The 21,305-nt window shown below is 42.5% G+C and carries 22 protein-coding genes, 2 tRNA genes and 1 pseudogene; all 25 read left to right on the top strand.

Annotated features, from left to right (window positions below):
- The first annotated feature begins 576 nt into the window (after positions 1-576).
- Positions 577-653 (top strand) — tRNA-Met (locus ACF8FD_RS01910).
- A 397-nt stretch (positions 654-1,050) separates the two neighbouring features.
- Positions 1,051-1,127, top strand: a tRNA-Arg gene (locus ACF8FD_RS01905).
- A 374-nt stretch (positions 1,128-1,501) separates the two neighbouring features.
- Positions 1,502-1,675 carry a hypothetical protein gene (locus ACF8FD_RS01900; protein ID WP_165382154.1) on the top strand — a complete coding sequence of 58 codons (174 nt, stop codon included), beginning with the start codon at positions 1,502-1,504 and terminating at the stop codon, positions 1,673-1,675.
- A 264-nt stretch (positions 1,676-1,939) separates the two neighbouring features.
- Positions 1,940-2,377, top strand: a complete 438-nt coding sequence (locus ACF8FD_RS01895) for a hypothetical protein (RefSeq protein ID WP_392453000.1) — start codon at positions 1,940-1,942, stop codon at positions 2,375-2,377.
- The gene (locus ACF8FD_RS01890; RefSeq protein ID WP_392452999.1) at positions 2,337-2,978 is read left to right on the top strand and encodes a putative metallopeptidase; all 642 of its coding nucleotides are present in this window, start codon (positions 2,337-2,339) and stop codon (positions 2,976-2,978) included. The genes ACF8FD_RS01895 and ACF8FD_RS01890 overlap by 41 nt, the downstream gene beginning before the upstream one ends.
- 338 nt (positions 2,979-3,316) lie before the next feature.
- Positions 3,317-3,781: a DUF2280 domain-containing protein gene (locus tag ACF8FD_RS01885; protein WP_392452997.1), complete on the top strand. Its 465-nt coding sequence runs from the start codon at positions 3,317-3,319 to the stop codon at positions 3,779-3,781.
- Positions 3,771-5,180, top strand: coding sequence for a phage terminase large subunit (gene terL / locus ACF8FD_RS01880; RefSeq protein ID WP_392452996.1), 1,410 nt, complete (start codon positions 3,771-3,773; stop codon positions 5,178-5,180). The genes ACF8FD_RS01885 and terL overlap by 11 nt, the downstream gene beginning before the upstream one ends.
- An 8-nt stretch (positions 5,181-5,188) precedes the next feature.
- Positions 5,189-6,646 (top strand): DUF935 family protein, encoded by a 1,458-nt coding sequence (locus ACF8FD_RS01875; RefSeq protein ID WP_392452994.1) that lies wholly within the window; start codon positions 5,189-5,191, stop codon positions 6,644-6,646.
- Positions 6,647-6,649: 3 nt separating this feature from the next.
- Positions 6,650-7,855, top strand: a complete 1,206-nt coding sequence (locus tag ACF8FD_RS01870; RefSeq protein ID WP_392452993.1) for a phage minor head protein — start codon at positions 6,650-6,652, stop codon at positions 7,853-7,855.
- 222 nt (positions 7,856-8,077) lie between these two features.
- Entirely contained in the window at positions 8,078-9,052 is a 975-nt protein-coding gene (locus tag ACF8FD_RS01865) for a hypothetical protein (RefSeq protein ID WP_392452990.1), read from the top strand.
- Between the two features lie 3 nt (positions 9,053-9,055).
- Entirely contained in the window at positions 9,056-9,430 is a 375-nt protein-coding gene (locus ACF8FD_RS01860; protein WP_159151738.1) for a hypothetical protein, read from the top strand.
- 5 nt (positions 9,431-9,435) lie between these two features.
- A complete protein-coding gene (locus ACF8FD_RS01855) occupies positions 9,436-10,515 on the top strand; it encodes a major capsid protein (RefSeq protein ID WP_159151737.1) in 1,080 nt (359 codons plus the stop codon).
- 10 nt (positions 10,516-10,525) lie between these two features.
- Complete coding sequence (locus tag ACF8FD_RS01850) at positions 10,526-10,882, top strand: hypothetical protein (protein ID WP_159151736.1); 357 nt, start codon at positions 10,526-10,528, stop codon at positions 10,880-10,882.
- Between the two features lie 8 nt (positions 10,883-10,890).
- Positions 10,891-11,331, top strand: a complete 441-nt coding sequence (locus tag ACF8FD_RS01845) for a gp436 family protein (RefSeq protein ID WP_159151735.1) — start codon at positions 10,891-10,893, stop codon at positions 11,329-11,331.
- Positions 11,332-11,338: 7 nt separating this feature from the next.
- Entirely contained in the window at positions 11,339-11,887 is a 549-nt protein-coding gene (locus tag ACF8FD_RS01840) for a phage virion morphogenesis protein (RefSeq protein ID WP_392452986.1), read from the top strand.
- On the top strand, positions 11,880-12,311 hold the full coding sequence (locus ACF8FD_RS01835) for a hypothetical protein (protein WP_159151733.1): 432 nt from the start codon (positions 11,880-11,882) through the stop codon (positions 12,309-12,311). Before ACF8FD_RS01840 ends, ACF8FD_RS01835 begins: the two co-directional genes overlap by 8 nt.
- 8 nt (positions 12,312-12,319) lie before the next feature.
- Positions 12,320-12,505 carry a hypothetical protein gene (locus ACF8FD_RS01830; RefSeq protein ID WP_159151732.1) on the top strand — a complete coding sequence of 62 codons (186 nt, stop codon included), beginning with the start codon at positions 12,320-12,322 and terminating at the stop codon, positions 12,503-12,505.
- A complete protein-coding gene (locus tag ACF8FD_RS01825; protein WP_392452982.1) occupies positions 12,495-13,238 on the top strand; it encodes a hypothetical protein in 744 nt (247 codons plus the stop codon). The genes ACF8FD_RS01830 and ACF8FD_RS01825 overlap by 11 nt, the downstream gene beginning before the upstream one ends.
- Before the next feature lie 70 nt (positions 13,239-13,308).
- Positions 13,309-13,887 carry a hypothetical protein gene (locus ACF8FD_RS01820; protein ID WP_159151730.1) on the top strand — a complete coding sequence of 193 codons (579 nt, stop codon included), beginning with the start codon at positions 13,309-13,311 and terminating at the stop codon, positions 13,885-13,887.
- A gap of 88 nt (positions 13,888-13,975) precedes the next feature.
- Positions 13,976-14,233, top strand: a complete 258-nt coding sequence (locus ACF8FD_RS01815) for a DUF2845 domain-containing protein (RefSeq protein ID WP_392452980.1) — start codon at positions 13,976-13,978, stop codon at positions 14,231-14,233.
- A 9-nt stretch (positions 14,234-14,242) separates the two neighbouring features.
- Complete coding sequence (locus ACF8FD_RS01810) at positions 14,243-14,779, top strand: hypothetical protein (protein WP_159151728.1); 537 nt, start codon at positions 14,243-14,245, stop codon at positions 14,777-14,779.
- Positions 14,780-14,828: 49 nt separating this feature from the next.
- Positions 14,829-15,104, top strand: a complete 276-nt coding sequence (locus ACF8FD_RS01805; protein WP_159151727.1) for a hypothetical protein — start codon at positions 14,829-14,831, stop codon at positions 15,102-15,104.
- 64 nt (positions 15,105-15,168) lie between these two features.
- Entirely contained in the window at positions 15,169-18,711 is a 3,543-nt protein-coding gene (locus tag ACF8FD_RS01800; RefSeq protein ID WP_392452978.1) for a tape measure protein, read from the top strand.
- Positions 18,711-19,127: a hypothetical protein gene (locus ACF8FD_RS01795; protein WP_392452976.1), complete on the top strand. Its 417-nt coding sequence runs from the start codon at positions 18,711-18,713 to the stop codon at positions 19,125-19,127. The genes ACF8FD_RS01800 and ACF8FD_RS01795 overlap by 1 nt, the downstream gene beginning before the upstream one ends.
- A pseudogene (locus tag ACF8FD_RS01790) lies at positions 19,117-21,305 on the top strand (hypothetical protein); the annotation flags it as partial. The gene ACF8FD_RS01795 and the pseudogene ACF8FD_RS01790, both read left to right, overlap by 11 nt.

Here is a 21,305-nt window from a genome sequence, read left to right as displayed (position 1 = left end):
GATTAATGATTTAATTATTTTGTTGTAAATAAAAAAACAACGATTCCTTGTATCAGCGCAAATGACCAAGGGGAAAAGCCTTACAGAGATGTAGGGCTTTTTTATTGCTGTATACAAATTGCATGGGCTTTGATGGGCTTTTTAAACAACTAAGATGGTATGGTGACGCTCTCTTTTAAGTGTCCCTCTATATGCATGAAATCTATAAATACATTTACACTCAGATTAGTGTATTCGGTTCATTACCAACACATAAAGTTCTTATAAATAGTACACATAACAAGACCAAATTAATTTTCGCTGATAATACTTTTGTTTATGGGGCTGTTTCTGATTGGGCACTAGGTCTATCCGGGCTTGATTCGAGAAAACAATATGGTCGGAAGAACCCAAGTTGTTTTTAGAGGGTGAAAAGAGAAGATTGAGCCTCTATCGAGCATCTCATCCAGCATTTATAACTGAAGCAATTTTAGGGTAGGCTTTAGATATTTTGAATTTCGTTAATACTATAAGTGTTTATATTTCAAATAAAGTTTGCTTTGTGGTTGCTTAGGGCGTATAAAGCTAACTCGTTGATGCGGGATGGAGCAGTCTGGTAGCTCGTCGGGCTCATAACCCGAAGGTCGTTGGTTCAAATCCAGCTCCCGCTACCAACGAAAAAAGATTCAAAGTTTATAGCCTAGTCCCCGTGGATTAGGCTTTTTTTATGGCGGCTTGACTTTATTCGTAGTGGTTTAAAATTTAATGCCGCCACCCAGATTTTACATACATCAAAGCTCGGTCAAATGACTGGGCTTTTTTGTTGCCGAAATTTGGCAACCCTATCCTGTGAGTGTGCCAGCTTACAGAACATGCCTTGAGTAAACGCCTAGATGGTTTAGGCAATTCCAGCTAGGGCTTGGCAACCCGACCTTAAAGAGAATGAAAGCAAGTAAAGTTAACCGTGCATGTAAGGTTGATGTGATTGTGAGTAGCGGTAGATCAGTTGCCGAGCTGGTCAATATCGTAATCTAAGGCAAGGGTGTGGTAGATCACCACATCCTTTTTTAAGCGCCATTAGCTCAATTGGATAGAGCATCGGTCTTCTACACCGCTGGTCGCAGGTTCGAGCCCTGCATGGCGCACCAAATTCTAAGGAGATCCACATGCTCCGATTCTTATTATGTTTATTCGGCCTACATGGTGCGACTGAGATCGATTACACGATTGATGATGAAGAAATCAAGGTGTGTCGGGATTGTTTGAAAGAAGTTAAGTGATATTTAAGAAATTGAGTGATTTATTCATCATAGTGAAACAATGGGATTATATTCTGTGAAAAATAAAGATGAATTAAAGAATTAGTAATAAAGCGCAAATTTAACCCGCTTACTTTGGGAGAGGTAAGCGGGTTTTTTATTGAGTAATTTACATTTCCTTTTTGCCGAACGGATTACGGCACATAAAACCCTGCTCAATATGCATTATTGGCGGGGTTTTTATTTTCTTATTGGGTGGTGTTATGACAGATAAAGTACAAGCGAAAAAAGACTTAGAATTTTGTAGTGCTGAACTGTCTAAGTACCAAAACTTAAGCCGTTCGGGTTTGACTCGGGATGAGATGCTGGCGATAGATGGCATCATGATTAAGTTGAAACAGCGGGTTAAGAATTTAAGAACAAGCCTGTACGAATAATTAACAAATAAACGGCTCTTGTATAATTTCTTACATATCTATCACTGTAAATTGTGAGAAATGTATTCTTTTAGTGTTGAAAATATTTCTAGTTGTGAGAGTATAAAAAAAGAACAATAAAGGGAGATAAGTATGACTTCACAAGATGTGCTTGTAATCTCGGTTTCGGCCTTTGTCCTTGCATTAACGATTTATGAGTTTGGGCAAATGTCGATGTTGTTTTAAGCGAACCACCTTCGGGTGGTTTTTTAATGGGCGCAATATATGAATGCAGACGACTACTTCTGGAAAACCAAAAAGCGCCCACCTAAAACCAAACCACGCTCTAAACCTTTACCAAAGGCAAAAGAAAAATACTTAGAAGCTGAGGAAGCGCTATTCCAAGAATTAGAAGAACATTTAATTGGCTATGAGCGTAGATTTCAATTTGAATCCACTAAAAACTGGCGATTTGATTTTTATATTGTGAAGTTACGACTTCTGATTGAAATAGCGGGTAGTCCTTGGGCTGTCGGGCGTGGTGGAAGAAAGATAGCGAATGCATTTAATAAATATGATTTGGCTGAAGATATGGGTTACAAGATTCAACGTTTTGAGCCACATGCAATTGAGTCGGGCAGTGTGATTCGTTGGATTAAGTCGCAGTTAGAGAGAATAGAAGATGGAACAAATCAGACCATTCCCACCGACAGATCTCATTGATCAGGCTGAGGAAGAAGAAGCAATTCGCCTTGCGCCCGCCGTGGAATTAAAAGAATGGGTGATTAAAAACTTTCTAACCATTGGTGGCCAGCTCCACAATCCAGATCATGACCATATTGCTGAGCTACTACACGACGATGAAACCTTTTTAGCATTTGCTTGGGCATCATCTGCATGCCAGTCAAAAAAGCGCATGGTACTGGGTCAATGTGAAAAAGTGATGTTTAACCAGGGCGGATGGAAGAAAGCTCGGCAAGAACAGCAGATGCGGGATTGGTTTGGTTGTGTACCTGTTTATCTCATCACTATAGACGCATCATTCTGTGAACAAGCTTCAGATCATGACTTCTGTGCCTTGATCGAGCATGAACTTTATCACATTGGCGTAGAACGTGATCAAGATGATGAAATCATGTACAGCGACAATACTGGCTTACCAAAGCATTACCTAGCAGGCCATGACGTTGAAGAGTTCTATGGTGTGGTCAAACGTTGGGGTGCAAACGAGAGTGTCAAGCGCTTAGTCGAAATCACAAAAAATGCGCCGTTTGTATCTGAGTTTAATGTGTCTGCGTGTTGTGGGAACTGTGTGATTAATTAATAAGCAAAAAGGATCACATTTTAGCTTTCTAATTATTTTCTACTCTTATAGATTTAAGAAAAGGAGAAAGCCATGGCTACCTACAAACAGATTCAAGAATTTTTAAAAAATAAGCACAACCGAACATTTAAATCCTGCTGGATTGCACATGTTAAGAGTGATTACGGATTAACGAAAAGACAATCGCCTAATCGATATAATCCCAATAAAAGGGTTCACCCGTGTCCCGATGAATTTAGAGAAAATGTTGAGGACGCACTCAAACATTTCAAAATGATCCCCTGATTGGGGATTTTTTTTAGCTATCTTGCTATACGTAGCTATACAAAGGGGTGTTTATGGCAGCACTAAAAGAGCCTGTAAAAATGTTTATAGTTCAGTCTCTTGCATGCTTTGAAACCCCTCAACAAGTAGTAGAAGCTGTAAAGCAAGAATATAAGATTGAAATCACTCGGCAACAGGTCGCACTTTATGACCCAACCAAAGTTGCAGGTCGAAATCTCAGTAAGAAGTTAAAGGACCTGTTTACCCGCACACGCAAAGACTTTCGAGCAAATATCGAAGACATTGCGATAGCTAACAAGGCATTTCGGCTTATGGAACTTCAAAAGATGTATGAAGATTCTGGCCGTAATAAGCGGGTAAAGCAGAATTTACTGAAACAAGCCTTCCAAGAAACGGATGGCCGTGTAACAAAGCAAGAGATCACAGGCAAAGATGGCAAGCCAATCGAGACTGTAAATTCCAATGTTTCAACTGAGAGCTACCTTGAAGCGAGGGAGCGAGTTTTAGATGATTACTGATCCAGCACGTGAACTTGCGATACGCATAGAGGCTCAAGAGGACTTGTATTTCTTTTCTCGTTACATGTTCAAAGAGCGTCGTAAGTACAAATGGATGCACAACTGGCACCATCGAGTAGTCTGTGATGCTTTGATGCGAGTTTTCCGTGGAGAGACTAAGCGTTTAATCATTAATGTTCCGCCTCGATACTCCAAGACCGAGCTGGCTGTAATTAATTTTATGGCATGGTGTTTTGGCAAGGTGCCAGACTGTGAGTTTATTCATATCAGCTACTCTGCAACCTTAGCGGCTAACAATGCATTCCAGACGCGAAACCTAGTTCAAGAAACTGCCTTTAAGCGAGTATTTCCTGAATTTAAGTTAAGGGATGACAGTAAAGCGAAAGATGATTGGCGAACGGTTGCTGGTGGTGTCTGCTACGCGCAAGGTACGGGCGGTACCATCACTGGTTTTGGTGCAGGTAAGATCCGAAAAGAGTTTGGTGGAGCCATTATTATTGATGACCCGCATAAAGCCAGTGAAGCAAGCTCAGACACGATTCGTGGCAATGTGATTGAATGGTTCCAAAATACATTAGAGTCCCGTACAAACTCACCTGATACGCCCATTATCGTCATTATGCAGCGTTTACATGAACAGGATCTTGCAGGCTGGCTCTTAGATGGCGGCAATGGCGAAGAGTGGGAACATTTGTGTTTACCTGCAATTCAGCCCGATGGCTCAGCACTCTGGCCAGAAAAACATAGTATTGAGCGATTAAGGGTCATGGAGGATGCAGCGCCGTATGTCTTCTCTGGTCAGTATCGACAATTACCATCACCACCTGCAGGTGGTTTTTTTAAGCCTGACAGAATTGAAATTGTGGATGCGTTACCTGCGGAATTTATCAAAGAAGTTCGTGCTTGGGACTTAGCAGCTTCTGAAAATGAAGGTGACTGGACTGCAGGTCCAAGAATGCTGAAGACCAAGGAAAATATGATTTATATCGTCGATATGGTTCGCGGGCGCTGGGGACCTGATGGGGTAGAAAATACGATTAAGCAAACAGCTCAAATGGATGGCAAATCTGTTTCGATTCGATTACCTCAAGATCCCGGTCAAGCGGGTAAATCTCAAGCTAAAAACTTCATCACGATGCTTTCAGGTTTCAATGTTAAAGCTGAGACGGTATCAGGTGACAAGATTACTCGGGCACAACCATTCGCAGCTCAGGTCAACATCGGTAATGTAAAGATGCTCCGTGGTGATTGGAACAAAGCACTCATTGAGGAACTACGCAACTTTCCAAATGGTACGCATGACGACCAAGTGGATGGATGTAGTGATGGCTTCACGGAGCTAAATGAAGCACGAATAGGCAAAAAACCAGCTGGTGCTGGAAGTCGTACATATCAATAGGAAAACACATGGCAAAGTCTAAAAAGGACAAAGCGTCAAAGAAGGCTTTGTCCAAAGGTGGTTTATACACTCAAGAAGCGATTTCTAACTTTTTCACGCACTTTGGAAGACGTCCTGACAATGATGAGGTATTGCGTAAAGCGGGTATTACTCGTCATCGCTTATCTGTATTACTGGATGATGATGAGATTGCGCAGGCAGTAGAGACACGCATCGATGCATTACTGGCTACGCCGTTCCGCATTGAGCCTAGTGATACACCAGAGGCAGTACATCTAAAAGCTGAGCTTGATGAGTGGTACTTCGAAATTGCATCAGCTGCACTAAATGCTTTGTTCTTTGGCTATTCAGTGCAAGAGGCTGTATATGAAGTAAAGCAAGAGGGATATCTGGGGCTGCAGTGGATTGGTGAAAAGCCGATGCAGTGGTTTGAACCAAAAAATGATGGTCGCTTGATCTATCGTCAAGATGGAGGTGGTATAGATCGGGAAGTTGATCAATTTTTAAAGTTTTTCCTCACACGACGTAAGGCCACATTTGAACAGCCGTATGGTAAGGCATTACTGGCGACTCTCTATTGGTTGTTCTTCTTCAAACAGAATGGATTTAAGTTCTGGGCTAAGTTCTTGGAGCGTTTTGGTACTCCGATCTTACTGGGTAAGTGTAAAAACACTGAAACGGATGATATGAGCCAAGCATTACTCAATGCTCATGCGCAAAGTGTACTTTCAATTGATATTGAAGATGATGTTCAAGTTCTATCAACTCAAGGCTCTGGTTCAGCTAATGGTGCCTTTGAGACATTTAATAAGACCTTGGCACAGCAGATCCAAAAGGTTGTATTGGGCCAGACGCTTACCAGTCAGTCAGATGGGACTAGTGGGTATGCTTTGGGTAAAGTTCACGAAAATGTTCGTGGCGACAAGCTCAAGTCTGATATTCGATTGGTTACCCCTACACTCCAAGCTGTTGTTGATGCGTTATGTGTGTTGAATGATTGGAAGCCGCATAAAGTGCTTCTCGGTGAAAAAACGAAACCATTGAATAAAGAACAGGCTGAACGGGATACGCACTTAAAGAATGCTGGTGCAAACCTCTCAGAGTCATATTTCATTCGTGAGTACAACTTGCAAGATGGTGATTTAAAGCCAGTTGAGCAAGTGGTTCCAAGTACCCAATTCTCAGCACTCCCTCATCAAGCATTCAGCTTTAAAGCATCAGTGCAAAAACAGTCACCTGAGCAGCAAGAAGTAGATGAACTGACAGATGCCCAAGATGACCTTGAGCTATTGAATCAAGATCAGATTAAACAATTGGTGGCTGATTCGACGGATCCACAAGATTTAGCCAGCAATTTAATGCAACTTATTCCCATGGCATCCAAGGCTCAATTCAAAGCTAATTTAGATCAGGCTTTGTATGCAGGAGATGTGCTGGGGTATGTGACAGCTCAAGGCGGTAAGTAACCTATGCAACCAGTCACGTTTCTAGAAGCGCTGCAGTATGCGCATAGTAAGAAAGTGGTGCTGCCTGATGAGTTTTACTCAATGGATCTTAAGACACGGCAAATGGCGACTACAGTTAGTTTTCTGTCGAGTCTTGAACAAGCTGAGTCAGTGATTAAGTCACTTAACAAAACCTTAGCATCGGGTGGCACCTTTAACGATTTTCAGAAGCTTGTGGCTGAATCGGAAATCGTTTTACCTAAGCATTATCTAGACAATGTATTTCGGACCAATATCCAAAGCGCATATGGTCATGGACGTTGGCAGCAACAGCAACGGAATAAAGACAAACGTCAGTATCTGATGTATTCGGCTATCAATGATAGTCGTGTACGTCCTGCACATTTGGCATTGAATCGAATTGTACTGCCTATTGATCATCCGTTTTGGCTAACGCATTACCCTCCATTGGGTTTCCGTTGTCGTTGTACTGTCATCGCGCTTACTGAGAAACAGGCGCTTAAATACGGTATTACACCTGATGATAAGTTGCCTCATGTTGCCGAAGCTTTGGACTGGAGTTCGCATCCTTTGCAATTTGGAGAGTTTGAGGCATTGGTGGATCAGAAGATTTCCAAGTCATTACTTGATAAGGAGTATCTACTGGAGCAGAAAGAGGCAATTAAGGCTGAATGGACTGCATCTAAAAAGCTCACTAGTCTTTTAGCCCCGATGAATGATAGATCGAGAGATTTATTTAACACAGTGGCCAATACGGTTATTCCTTTAGATCCATCCATTAGACCGAGTGCGATTAAGACTTTTTTGGATTATGTACAGGGCAATGATGCTGCAATCACTAACTACCTAAATGCAACTGTAAGCTCGAAAGCGGACGATGTTTTAAAGCAGTGGCTCAGACAGGACATGCAAGCCTTAAACGCCGTAGCGAGTAATTCAGCTGCAATCGTGACAGGTGGTGTGACCTTGCAGCATGTAGTCGCTTATGAAGTTGGGCAAACGATTCAATTTAATTCGCCATTACTGTTAGCTGAAAATGCTTCCGATGTGGTGTTGCAGATTGAGAATTCGAAAGGCTTAGGCATTGATCTAAACGAATTGAATGCTGGTCATGGCGTATTAATGCCAATGGGTTTGTCATTTGAAGTGGTTTCGATTGAAGCGCTGAATGGCAAGATGATTTACACACTTAAAGCATTGGTGAATTAATGACTGAAAAATGTGAATCGTGTCGACGTGGATTGAATGGAAGAAATGGTAATGGTTATTCGCCATGTAGCTGCGAGAAAAAAGTAGTTGTGATTGGTAGTCCATCGAGAGTGAATAATCTTGTACGAGCCATGTGTTGCGTTCTATCGCGACCACCTAAGAAACCATGATTAAAAATTAACTGAAGCCGCCTAAGGGCGGTTTTTTTATGGAGCATGAAAAATGCCTGAACTTAATGAAGAGCAGGGCAAGTACCTATTCTCACTATCCGCCGTGGACATTGTTCCTCAGGTTGAAGGGGATAAAAAGCGAACCTTTAAAGGCACAGCTTATGGTGGGGGTCGTGTAGATGGTCACTGGTTTTGGGGTCGAAATGGTGTTGTTTTCGATCTTGAAGGAATTGAGATTCCAACCCCAACACCTTTACTAGAAGAGCACTTCAGTACCAGCCGTGTCGGTGTGGTGAAAGAAGTTGGTATCAATCAAAACATCACAGTGACTGGCGACTTTCTACGCAATGCGAAAGCACGCGAAGTAGTAGATGACGCAGATGATGGTTATCCGTTTCAGATGTCCATGTTCATTGATCCTGGTTCTGTTGAAGAAGTAGGGCAAGGGGTGAATGTGGTTGTAAATGGACAGACCTTCACTGGACCAGTCGCGGTATTCAGAAATAACCGTATCCGTGAATTTACGATCTGCTCTACAGGTGCGGATCGAACAACCTCGGTAAATGCATTTTCAGCAAAACCCGGTACAACAAATCAACCTACAGAGGACACAGACGTGACCGAATTAGAAAAGGCGCAAGCCCGTATTCAAGAGCTGGAGACTAAAAACTCTGAGCTTGAAACCCAAAACAAGCAGTTTGCAGCAGCAAAGCGTGAAGCAGAAATTACCGCTTTAGGTAAAGACCTTGGTAAAGAGTTTAGTGCGGAAGATATTACTGAAATGAAAGCGCTAGATGATTCTGCATTTGCATTTTCAGCTAAACAACTTCGTCAATTCTCAGCAGGTACTCAGCCACCAGCTGGTCAACAGCAGCAGCAACAAATTCCATCACACTTTCAGCATTTATTCACTCACCAAGCTACAGGTGGTCAGGGTGGGCAAGGTCAAGGTGGTAATCAAGGTGCTGGTGATAAACATAAATTCACAGCTGGTGCACAAGCATTCGCAGAACAAAAGGGGAAATAATTCATGGTTACTCACTATGTACCGCCTATCTCAGTCACATCAAAACGACTAATTCTGGATAATGAAAAGTTACGTCGTGCTAATGCAAAAGTAACGACTGCCACAGCATATAAATATGGCGACCTGTTAACGCTATCAGATACCAATGTACTGGCTCATGCCACTGATGAAAAAACATGGGATGTGATTTGTGGTCAGGATGTTACTGCAGCAGAAGCAACAATCAAAGCAGCTGATGGAATCGAAATTCCAGTGTATTACGGTGGTGTATTTAACGTTGAAGCAGTATCACTTGGTGGCACTTTACTCACCACAGTTCAATACGCTGCAGCACGCGCCAAAGCAACCAAAAACAAAATCGAACTTTCTAAGGTGTAAATGACATGCCACAAGCTTTTAATATTGAAGGTACCCCACTAGAACTGCTTGATGTGGGTGAGTTAGCACTAATCCACTCAAACTATCGCCCGATGGATACTTGGCTATTAGACCAACTATTTCCAAATCGTCCATTATTCACACGTGATGATGTACCTTTGGCTGAATTGTCAGCTGAACATGATCTAGCACCACTGGTTTCACCACAACAACCCGGTAAGCCATTTGATACCACTCAATCGGGTGAAGTACGCCATGTGAAACCGGCCTACTACAAGCCAAAAAATCAGGTTAGTCCGGCCGATACATTTGAAATCTCATTACTTGAGCGTTTACGCACCGCTGGCATTATCTCAACTGGAAATCAGCAATTGTCTCTACAAGAGCAGATGGTTATTTCCCAAATTGCGGTGATGAAACGCAACCATGATGCCATTGATAACTCAGTCCTAATGATGGCGATTGATCTTCTGAAAAATGGTAAATATGTCCTTCATTCAGATGACTATGAGTACAACTTAGTTGATTATCGCCGTGATGCCTCTCTGACATATACGCCGTTGACTAAGTGGAACGAAGCGGGTGCTAAACCAGTTTTAGATATCCGCACTATGCTTGAGCGTCAATTGGCAGCTGATGGCGGTGAAGCCAAAAAAGCAATCATGTCTGGCTTGGTATGGGCTGCATTATGGAATAACGAAGAATTCAAGAAAGAATTCATCACGCCGTACGCTGGTATTTCTGTTCCTGTTACACCAAGCTTTGGTGTCAAAGAGTCAGCAACTCTCAAAGGGACATTTGATGGAATCGAGTTCTGGGTATATGACGCAACTTACCGTAACAAAGGTCAGGTGAAGCGCTTTATTCCAAAAGATTACTTCTCTTTGATTTCTGATACTAACGGCTCAGTGGCACATTGTAAGATCAAAAATATGTTGGCCAACGGTGTTGCTCAGCAATACTTTGACCGTCAATGGTACTGTGAAGATCCAAGCGGCATCATGTTGATGACAGAATCTGCTCCATTGGTCGTGCCTTCTAATAAAAATGGTGTAGTCGGTGGTACCGGCTTTATCACCCTATAAGGAGTAAGACATGCCGAAGTACATCGCAAAACAATCCATCGGGCATTTTATGCCAGGTGATGAAATCAAAGGGCTTGAAGATAAACAACTTCAGGCCCTTTTAGCATCTGGAGCTATTGAAGAAGAAAAAGCTCCAGAACAACCTAAGGCGGATGGTGCCGCTGCCCAGCTTGCAAGCCTTACTGCAGAAGTGGCAGAACTTAAAGCAAATGAGGCAATCCTTATTGAGGGTAAGGATAAAGCCGATGCAGAAGTGGCAGAGCTTCAAAAGAAAGTTGAAGGCTTGGAAAAATCACTAGCCACATCAGAAGCCGCTTTAAAGAAAGCCACTGCCGAAGCCAAGAAAGCACCGCCAGCTGATAAGTAAGGTGACCTATGTACGCGACTCGAAATGACTTAGAGGCGCGTTTTGGTGAAGGTGAGCTTCAACAATTGGAATCAATGCAAACTGTAGGCAATTCGATTGAAGAAGCCTTACAGGATGCATCTGAGGAAATCGACAGTTATATCGCTGTTCGATATGTCCTGCCTTTGCCAAATACGCCCAGTACGTTGAAACGGATTGCGTGCAACATTGCGCGCTACCGGCTTTATTTTCAGCAGCCAATTGAGGAGGTTGAAAACCGCTATAAGGCGGAAATTGACTTCTTGAAACGGGTTGCTGATGGTAAAGCAACATTGAATATCCTAAACCCTCAAAATGAAGTCACAGAAGAGAAGCCCGCAAGAACGCCAGCCACAATGCCAATCGGTACTACATATCGTGGCGGTGTTTTTGGTGACGATATCTTAAATATGATGCCTAGCATCAAGTGAGGCTGATATGTCAGGCGTACCAATTACGATTGAAGCGGATGGCGAATCTGCTGTGATGCAGGCTCTGGAGCGCTTATCTAATTTTGATCAAACCAAGCCAAAACTATTCGATGCGATTGGCCAAACGGTTGTAAGCAATATCCGCAGTCGTTGGATGAATGGCGAAGGACTTGAAGGTAAATGGCGCTTATCAGGCCGAGTTAGGCGCAAAGGTGGAACGACTTTGCGTGATACATCTCGTCTTATGAATTCCATGACTCACAATGCTCTATCCAGTGGTGTGGAAATCGGTACTGATGTTGAATACGCGGCTATTCATCACTTCGGTGGGGAAATTAAGTATGAAGCACGCATGCGTCGCACCTACTTTCGTCAGGATCAGCGCACAGGTTTGGTAGGAAATAAGTTTGTTCGTAAAGCTCGATCTAACTTCATGCAGGAAACCCAAGGGAAAGCGTACAAAGTAAACATGCCTCGTCGTCCATTCTTGGGATTGACTGAAACAGATGAGCAGGAGGTAATGGATCTAATTGTGGAGCATTTGACCGATGAGTAATGAAGATAACTTCTTTGCTGTACGTGGTGAGATTGCTGAAAAGCTAACTGAAATTGCAGATTTTAAAAAAATCTATACACCAGCCAATTCCGCCAAAATTACGGAGCTTTCTCAGGTTACGCCAAACGCCCAAGTCTATTACCGCCGTATTCGCAAATCTGATGAAGCTGTGCGATCGTCAGTAAATATGCTTACTCAACAGTGGGAAGTCACGATTTGCGAACGTCATGCAGCATCACAACTCAGTGATGGGTCTGCGGTGCTGGATCGAGTGGGTTTGCTGACGATAAAAGTTTTAAAACTTTTATCCGGTTGGCAACCTGCATCCAGTAAGCGTCCCTTAGAAATGGTGGCGGTAGAAGAGGACTATTCACCAACGTGTGTGTACATCACATTGGTGTTTGAATCAAAAATGTTTGTTTAGGAAATCATATGCAGAAGCAATACAAAGCCCGGCAATCTGTCGGGCGATTTCATTCAGGGGATATCGTCGGTGGTTTAAGCGAATCTCAAATTCAAGATTTATTACAGCGCGGTGTAATTGAGTTGGCTGAGCCTGCCTCAAAACAGAAGCCTGTACTAGCCAAAAAAGAAGAGGTGAAAACCGATGGCGAATAAACCAGATTTAATCTCGCTCCAAGGTGAGTTGTTTTTAGCAAAAATGATTAATAGTCAGCCTGCTGCACTATTATCGATTGGCAACACGCCAGAGCTCCAGCTTCAGATCACTTCCGAATCAACAGATCACTATGAATCTAAAACAGGTCTGCGTGCAAAGGATGCAGTACTGCGTAAGCAAACCGGTGTATCGGTTAGCGGAACTTTGGAAGAGGTCACCAAAGAAAACCTAGCTATGGTACTCAGTGGTAAAACACTAGAAATCCCAGAAGCAACAATTCCTGAAACAACATTAGGTGCAGTTAAAGCTGGTGAAATGATTGATCTAGGGACCCGCAACTTATCCGATGCTGCATTTAAGGGGCCAGCAGATGCGGCAATTACTGCAGATAAATATACTTTAGATGCCGTGTTTGGAACGGTCATCTTTAATGAACCCATTACTGATGTGAAATGGTCAGGTAAATCTGGAGCTATTACACGCACAACCATCGCTACCAATCTAGGCGAGGAATATCGCTTCTTCTTCAAGGGGGTCGATACATACCAGGGCGATAAAGTTGCAGTGACACTATGGCGCCTAGAATTATCTCCTGAAACGGAATTTGACCTAATTCATGAAGACTTTGCGAGTTATAGCTTTGAAGGTGAGTGTCTAGCAGATATCTCTAAGGCGAACGATGCTGAATTAAGTATCTTTGGTCATATTGAGCGCTTCTCAGTAGCAGCATAAACCCATTAGGCACAAAGAACCTTAGACGCATTAGCGTCTTTTTTTGTGCCTATTCTTTTGAGATTCCATCATGAATGAATTTTTCTTAGCAAATAATCGAAGTGTAGTAATTGGAAATACCACCATTCATCAATTGAAAATGCATAACATTGATGAGTGGGCACCACATGCTTCAATAATTAAATCCTTTCTAAAAACTCATTCAGATGAAATTTATAAATCACTATTAAAAGCGCATACAGTTGAAGTAATGACTTTGTTGGGTAAATCCACACTGAAAACTGAAAATGAGCTGATTTTGATGGCTGAGGCTTCAGAATCAACATTCTTATCTTTGATTGAAGCAGTTATCAAAGTGAATGACGCTTATTTTGCGGAGAAAGAATCAGGGCGAAAACGCTCAAGAAAAGTCAAAGAGCTGGATCAACCGAGTTGGTTTGAAACTTTCCAATACTTAATTGAGGCTGGTCATCATCATGAAGATATCATGCAAATGAGCTATGGATCTTTTATTGGTTACCTTAAAGCAGCTCAAAAGCAACGATCACAAAACCTCTTAACAAGCACAAATCTAATGCGTGCAGCTCAGCATGCAAAAGATAAAGCTTATGCGAAATTGACTGATGATTTAAGGCCAGTCGATGATTGAGTTGTGATGTGAAATTGATCACGTTATTATTCGGCAAGTGCTTTATAAATTTGGATAAATAATGAAAAAATTACTTGCTGGGTTGTTATTGGTCGCATCATTCTCAGTTGTGGCCGCAGAAACACGTAGCTTCCGTGTAGGTGGTGACATTGTTCAAGTTGGTGATTCAATTGGAGCATTAATTTCTAAAGCTGGTAAGCCTATTCACCAACAATCTTATACAGTTGATACTGGCAACAATACTACGATCTCTGTGACAGATTACATTTATGAAGTTGGAAACGAGATTTATACCGTAACCGTTCGTGAAGGTCGCATATCTAAAATTACTTGGGAACGTCGTTGAGGATTAAAAATGAAATACGGATTGATTGGGGTTATTGTTATTATTGTTGGTCTTTTTTATTTTATGCATAAAAGCAACAAGGAAGATGCTGCAAGGGTTGCAGCAAGCGGTCAAGCCTACACAGAGCAACAGAATAAAACAGTCAAGGTTGTTGAGCTACAGAAAAGTCTACCCGACTTAAGGGAGTCAGATGCCCTTAAATTAATTGAATCACCCAAGATGAGCCCCGAGGATGTAAGCTTCTATACTGGTTTAAGCGCAAAATGGAATGACGCTCTGAAAGTTGCTGGAGCTACACCAAGGATTGATCTATCTAGCCCAGTTCAGGAACTGCAGAAATTGAAAAGGGATCTCGATGCGCGCCAACCAAAAACAGTTTGTGAGGACATGATGAGAAGCAACTTATTAAATTCCTATAACTACACCATAGATGGTTTTTTGGAGTTTATGAAACAAAATGAGACTGAGTCTGGTGTAAACACAAGGCTTAGCTCTTCATCTATGAGTGATGCAACTTTTCTCCTGGATTACTGTAAGCCATCATAAACTGTAAGTTAAAAGCACCTTGTGGTGCTTTTTTATCAAGGTAAAATTAATGAGCAATTCTAAAATTGATGTGAATGCTATCGAGAACTACACATCTGAGTCATACCCTCAGTTATTTAAGCAGGTTGGTGCACAGGGCCTAGTTGAAATACAAAAACATGATCGAGATTCAGCCGAGCTTGTTTCAAAACTCCCCGAGTGTGATTTAGTTGAGTATGTCGGACACTCAAACACGAAAAGCAATTACCCAGATCAAATAGCATCATTTGTTGATTGTAAAAATGGCAAGCGATTTTATGTTGTGAATCGAATAATTCAAAAATGATTTAAATAAGCACTTCAAACCCACCAATTGGTGGGTTTTTTAATGCCTGAAAATTGAGGTCGCCATGTCTGGTAAAAATTTAACATTCAAATTAATTATGGATGGCGATAGTAAAGGCCTTGTGGCTGCTGCTAAACAATCCAAAGATGTTAGTAAAAAGCTATTTGAAACCATTGAAGGTGAAGCTGAACGATTAAAGCAAACAAGTGCTGAAACCGCAAAAGAGATTGGTAAAATCATACCAACAGACTTGCCAAAAAAAGCAGAACAAGTAAAAGGTGAGTTGGGCGAACTTGGTGGAGAACTACAGGATGTAGCAAATACTGCCAAAAACACCGGTGCAGAAATTGGAAATATCATTCCAAAAAATGCCAGTGAACGTGCAGCAACTTTAATCAAATCACTTAATGAAATAACCGAAATTATTAAGAGCACTGGTACAAGTGTTGTAGGTACTTCAGATAGTTTTGAGAAGTTTGGTGTCGACTCCGTACGATCATTAAATCTTCTTAAAGCAAACCTTGCTACTGCAAAAACTAAACTTGAGGAATTCTCAAAGACCAAAGCTACGCCCGAAGATATTCGAATTGCTCAGCAACAAATTGATGCTTTGGAGAAAGAGGTTCAACAGGCAGATTTAGCTTTTGGCGCTTTTAAATCCGAACTAAGCCTAATTACTCCAGAAGTAGCCAAACTAGATACAGAGCTTGGTAAAACGAATGTAGAACTTCAGAAAAATGAGACATTTGCTAAGCAAGCAAGTGGTGAAATTCAGGGTTTAAAAACTGGATACACAGCACTAACGAGTGCGATGGCTGCATTAGGTATTGGCGCATCTGCAACTGAAATTGCTCGAACTGCGGATGAGTTTAAGGTTTTGGAGGCAAGAATTGGGCTTGTTACATCTAAAAGCGGTAATTTTACTCAAGCTTTTGAGGGTGTTAAAAAGATTGCGATTGAAACAAGATCCAATCTTACGGCTACAGCGGAATTATTTACCCGAGTAAAAACTGCAACTGATCAGCTTGGATATTCGCAAGAACGGGCATTAAATTTAACCGATTTAGTAAACAAGTCAATAATTGTAGGTGGTGGTTTAGCGGCTTCAAACGAAGCAGCAATTTATCAATTTAACCAAGCGTTACAGTCTGGTGTTCTCCGTGGCGAAGAATTCAATAGTGTGATGGAGCAAGCGCCACGATTGGCGAGAGCTCTTGCTGATGGCTTAGGTGTGAATATTGGTAAGCTTCGTGAAATGGCTAACACGGGTCAGCTCACATCAAGTGTTATTGTTAAGGCGTTAGAAAGTCAATCTAAAGCACTTAATGATGAATTTTCTAAAATGCCTATTACCATTGGGCAGTCGATTGAAAATCTCAAAACAGCATGGACCTTGTATATAGGGGAGGCAGATGCTGCTAATGGGGCAAGCACAAAAGTAGCTGAAGCAATCAAATTTGTAGCTGAAAACCTTGAAGTTTTAGTTTCAACTCTTACAACAGTGGCTCAGGCGTATGTTGCCTACAAAGCACTTGGTATTGCAGCAAGCTTTTTAGAAAAAGCGAATGCTGTGAAAATTGCGCAAGCCGCTATTGCCACAGAAACAGCGTCCATCGTTACAAACACACAAGCACAGTTGGTAAATACCCGAGCAACTCAGGCAGCAATTGTTGCGAAAAATCAACTCACAGTCGCTACAAATGCAAGCAATACAGCGAATGTAGCAGCATCTGGGGTTATTGGGAGAGTATCGACAGCTGCAAATGGCTTAAAGGGGAGTATTGCAGGGGTTCTATCTCGATTTGGTGCATATGGAGTAGCGGCAGCGGGTGTTATTTTAGCTAGTGATTTAATTGTTGATGGATTTAAGAAAACGGATGAGTGGCTATTAAAGCAAGGGTCTGATTTCATTGATTGGGCTGTATCTAGAGCCACTGGTACGAAGTCCTTAGTGGATCAAGAAAAGGAATTTATTGCAGCTGAAGAGGCCTCACGTAAGAAGCAGGAGGAGGTTGCGGCTGTAAAAGCAAAAAATGCCGAACGCACTGAAATGCTTAAAAATGCCTCTCTTGGTCTTAACGAGGCATCTAAAGCAACAGTTGTGGAGTTTGAGAAACTTGTCAAGGAGGGTGCTAAGGTTTCAGATGTTTTGGGGCAAATTGCAAAATCTTTCAATTTCAGCACCACTACAGGTATTAATGATGGACTCACTGCGTTACTGGCACTCCAGACTCAAGGTAAAGCCACCGCAGAAGAGATTAGAAAAGCCCTAACGGGTATACTTTCTGATGAGGATCTGGTTGCATTCGAAGGACGATTGGCAGCAATTCCAGTCAATATTGAAAAGCAACTTGAAGCGACCAATGCCAAGATTAAGGCTAAACAGCTTGAACTGGATGCATGGAAGAGAGCTAATCGGGACATGGAGTATCAGGCTTGGCTCAAGGAGGTCGGTAAGTTTCAAGGTGATATCAGCAAGCTACAGGCCGAAGCAAGTACTCTGAATGTTCAATACGCTAACTCAGTAAAGTCAGCAGCCATGGTTCAGGGCGCCGTGCTTGATGAAGCGATCCGTCGCACTGGGCTCAGCTATGTGGAATTAAAAGGCGAGTCTACTGAAGCTTTTACCAAAGCCAATAATGATGTTCGTGTACTTATTCAAGGTTTGGATGAGCTGAAAGGTCAAGGTGTTGATGTTGGGCGTGCACTCAATGCGAGTATTTCAACTGCGATTAACACTGCAACCAATCAGCAAGAACTCGATGCTTTAAAGTTGAAAATTGAGAGCCTCCGCAGTGATCTAGGCGCACAAGTTGCTAATGGACTTTTACAGCAAGCTGAACAACAGCTTTTGGAGATTAAAAACAAGGCTGACCAAGCAAGGGCGGGAATTAACTCAGTTAATGAGGCGTTTTCTGTATTTGGTATTCAGTCTAAAGAGCAAGCAGGTCAGCAAGCTACCGTTTACCAAGAAGCCTATCAGGAAATGGTAAAAAGTGGCGAAGCGACTGCAGGGCAAATGCGCCAGGCCTTACAGAAAATGTCTGCTGATATTTATGCCTCAGGCAATGCCGCAAAAATTGCTTGGTACGAGGCTCAGCTCGGACTGCAAGGTATGGTCGCTCAGATTGATGAGTTTGGTAATGCTTCAGCTTCATTGCAGAAAACGGATCAGGCCATACAACAAATTGGACAATCTGCGCTGACTTCTGCAAAGCAAATTAGCGTAATGAATGGACAAGCGGGTTCTGAATCAAGTGACAGTTTAGCTGGTCAAGACTATTGGGAAGCATTTAAAGCGAAAAAACAAGCCAGTGTTGATGCACTGAATACTCGATCTAAAGGAGTGAGCTCTAACACTGGCGGCATGACTTCAATCACCAATAGTCCTGAAATGACTGCTATTGCCGCGCCGATGACCGAAATGCCTCCGATGGTTGCCACAGGCTTTGATATTCAGATGGATGAATCTATGGGACCAAAAGAAACTAAGCGCCTTGAGCTAGTGTCAGGTGGAAAATCTGCATCACTAGAGGGAACACCTGAAGCGGTGGATAGCGTTGAAGAGATGCTTCAAAAATTTGAGACGCTTAAGCGGAGCATGTAATGAAACTTATACGAAAACTGACATCAGAAACCGTCCCACTTGAGGACGGTTTTTTATGGTCGGATGAATTTGATTGGAAACCTGTTGAGCAAAAGCAAGAGCGTTCAATTAGTGGTTCTTTGATTGTCCAAGAAGGCAAAAAGCTTTCAGGTCGACCAATCACTTTAGTTCCACCTTCGTCGGGTCAAGGCTGGATTAAACGAAAGCATCTACGGACTATTTTGGAATGGTCAGCATTGGGTGAGCAATTCACGATTGAATTTGAATACCTTCATGATCAGCGCCGCTTTAATGTGATTTTCAATCATGAGGCGGGTGCGATTGAAGCTAAGCCTGTTAAGGAATTTCCAACCGTTTCCGAGGACGACTATTACGTGGTCACCATGCGTTTTACAGAGGTAAGCGATGCCAATTGAAACCCATAATTTAAAGCTCCTTGAGTCAGAACGCATTCGTACAGATGCTGATGATGGTGGGGGGAAATACTCAGGCCGTGAAATTGTCGACGGTCAGAGTAATAACCTATTCAATGATATTTCAGAGATGGATCGAACCACGGGCCGTACTTCTATCCAAAAGATCTATGCTGCGGTGGATACTGCTGATACCGATGCTTTGATGGGTGCGACAGTATTCATCTCTCAGAATGCACAAGATCCCAATGTATCCGCCGTGTTATTCAGTACTGACAGTTGGACGGATGAGCGTAAAGAAGCGCAGAACCGCATTGAAAACTATAATGCCAAAGGTGCGCAGATTGCTGGCACACCGTTGGACACGCATTGGAAAGGCATGAAGTCTCTACAAGTGGCCATGTTTCCTCAGGAAGTGGAAAGTGCTATTGGTGCATCAATTGTATTAATCTCGAGTGAAGGTGAGCCTTTAGAATTAGAGCAATACCTACGTATTACTGAAGTATCGATTAGAACTGCTTATGTGATGGTTGATGGCAAGCAAATTGAATATAAGATTGCGACCTATGGCCTGAGTGATGCATTGAAAGCCGATTTTGTGGGTTTATCTGCGAAGCAATGGTATAGCGGTGAAAAGAGTACCACCATCATCCGTGACACCATTGTGGCGGATACAGGTAAGTACTATGCGAGTGCAAATCTAAAAGCAGCTGCTCAGGTTGGGGATTATTCTGTGGTCGCACAAGATGTGTATACGCAGTTGGTTCCATCCGCACAGACAGAAACTCCTATGGTGAATATCAATGCTGCAGGTGATTCTGTGGCCTTGGTTAAAGCTAAAGATGGAGTACTGATCAAGACTTTCAGCAACGTCACCATTAGTACTGTTTCAAGTTTGTATATTGGCTCATCGATCATGCCGAAATCAGTCGAATTTAGCTTGTTTGGATCTGCGATTAGCGACGTCGGTGGTGAACTTAAAAATACATCTGGTACATCCATTGGAACAATTAACTATCAGAATGGTTCCATCGTCTGGAATTCAAACGCAATCGAAGGAACAACGAATCTTGAGATTAGTTTTTTGCCTGCAGCAGCTGTAACAGCACCTGTTGAGTCGGAATCAATCTATGTGAATCAAGAGAATAGTGGTTTTACATGGTTGCGCAATCTTGTACCGCTGCCTTCACCTGGTACTCTGCAGGTATCGTTCTTGGTCCAGAATCAAGTCTATACACTTCGAGATAATGGCGCAGGGCAATTACGCGGTTCTGATTCGTCCTTTGGTTCAGGAAGCATCGATTACGATACAGGTACTCTGTCATTAACGACAGGTGAACTTGCAGATGTGGGTAGTGCAATCCTGCTGACGTGGAGCAATATGATCACGGCTCAGGAGCGCTCAGGATTAACGATTAATAAAGCCTATGTTGAGATCCCTATAAATGCTTCGATTGTGGCAGGTAGTTTAACTGTCAATTGGCTACTGAATGGTGTGGCAAAGTCTGCAACCGATAACGGTCAAGGACAATTTATAGGCGATGCCACAGGAACCATTGATTATGCGGATGGCATGGCCAAGCTGATGCCGATCTTGTTACCCAATGGTGGTACCACGTTCAATGTATCAGGTCAGAAAGGGGCTAAGTCTTCAGTTCAGGTGACTGCAGTACCGACTAGTGGAACCATTGCTATTGAATTGGATAACGGATCCGCAGCATTGATCCCTAAGTCTGTAAAAGTACGTGTACCCGTCAAGTATATGAGCTATACAGGTGAGGTTGAATTACGTGATATGCCGATTGATGCCACCACAGGGCGTTTAATTAATGGCGCAGGCCAGCAACAAGGCACCATTAATTATTCATCTCGTACCATGAGTATCACCCCAAGTACTACACTTGAAGCGATCGAGCGTGAGAAGATTATGCAGCCATTTTATGGCAAATATAATACCGACCAAGAAGCAATTGCTGCTGGTATGCTAGGGATGACCATTAAGTATGAAAATACCAGTGAGACCTATACCTTAAGCCTAAATGAAGTAGCGACGGCTGTGACTGTGAGTGTGTCCTATCGAGATAGTTCAGCCGCTGCTTCTTGGTCAGACATAGTGATTGGATCTGTCTTAAAAACGGATTTAACAGAAGGCTTTGCTGAACAAATTCTTGCAGGTTCGGT

Source organism: Acinetobacter sp. TYF_19 (assembly GCF_043105125.1).
Lineage (GTDB): Bacteria > Pseudomonadota > Gammaproteobacteria > Pseudomonadales > Moraxellaceae > Acinetobacter > Acinetobacter johnsonii.
Note: the sequence above shows the minus strand (reverse complement) of the source record. Positions and strands in the feature narration are given on the sequence as shown.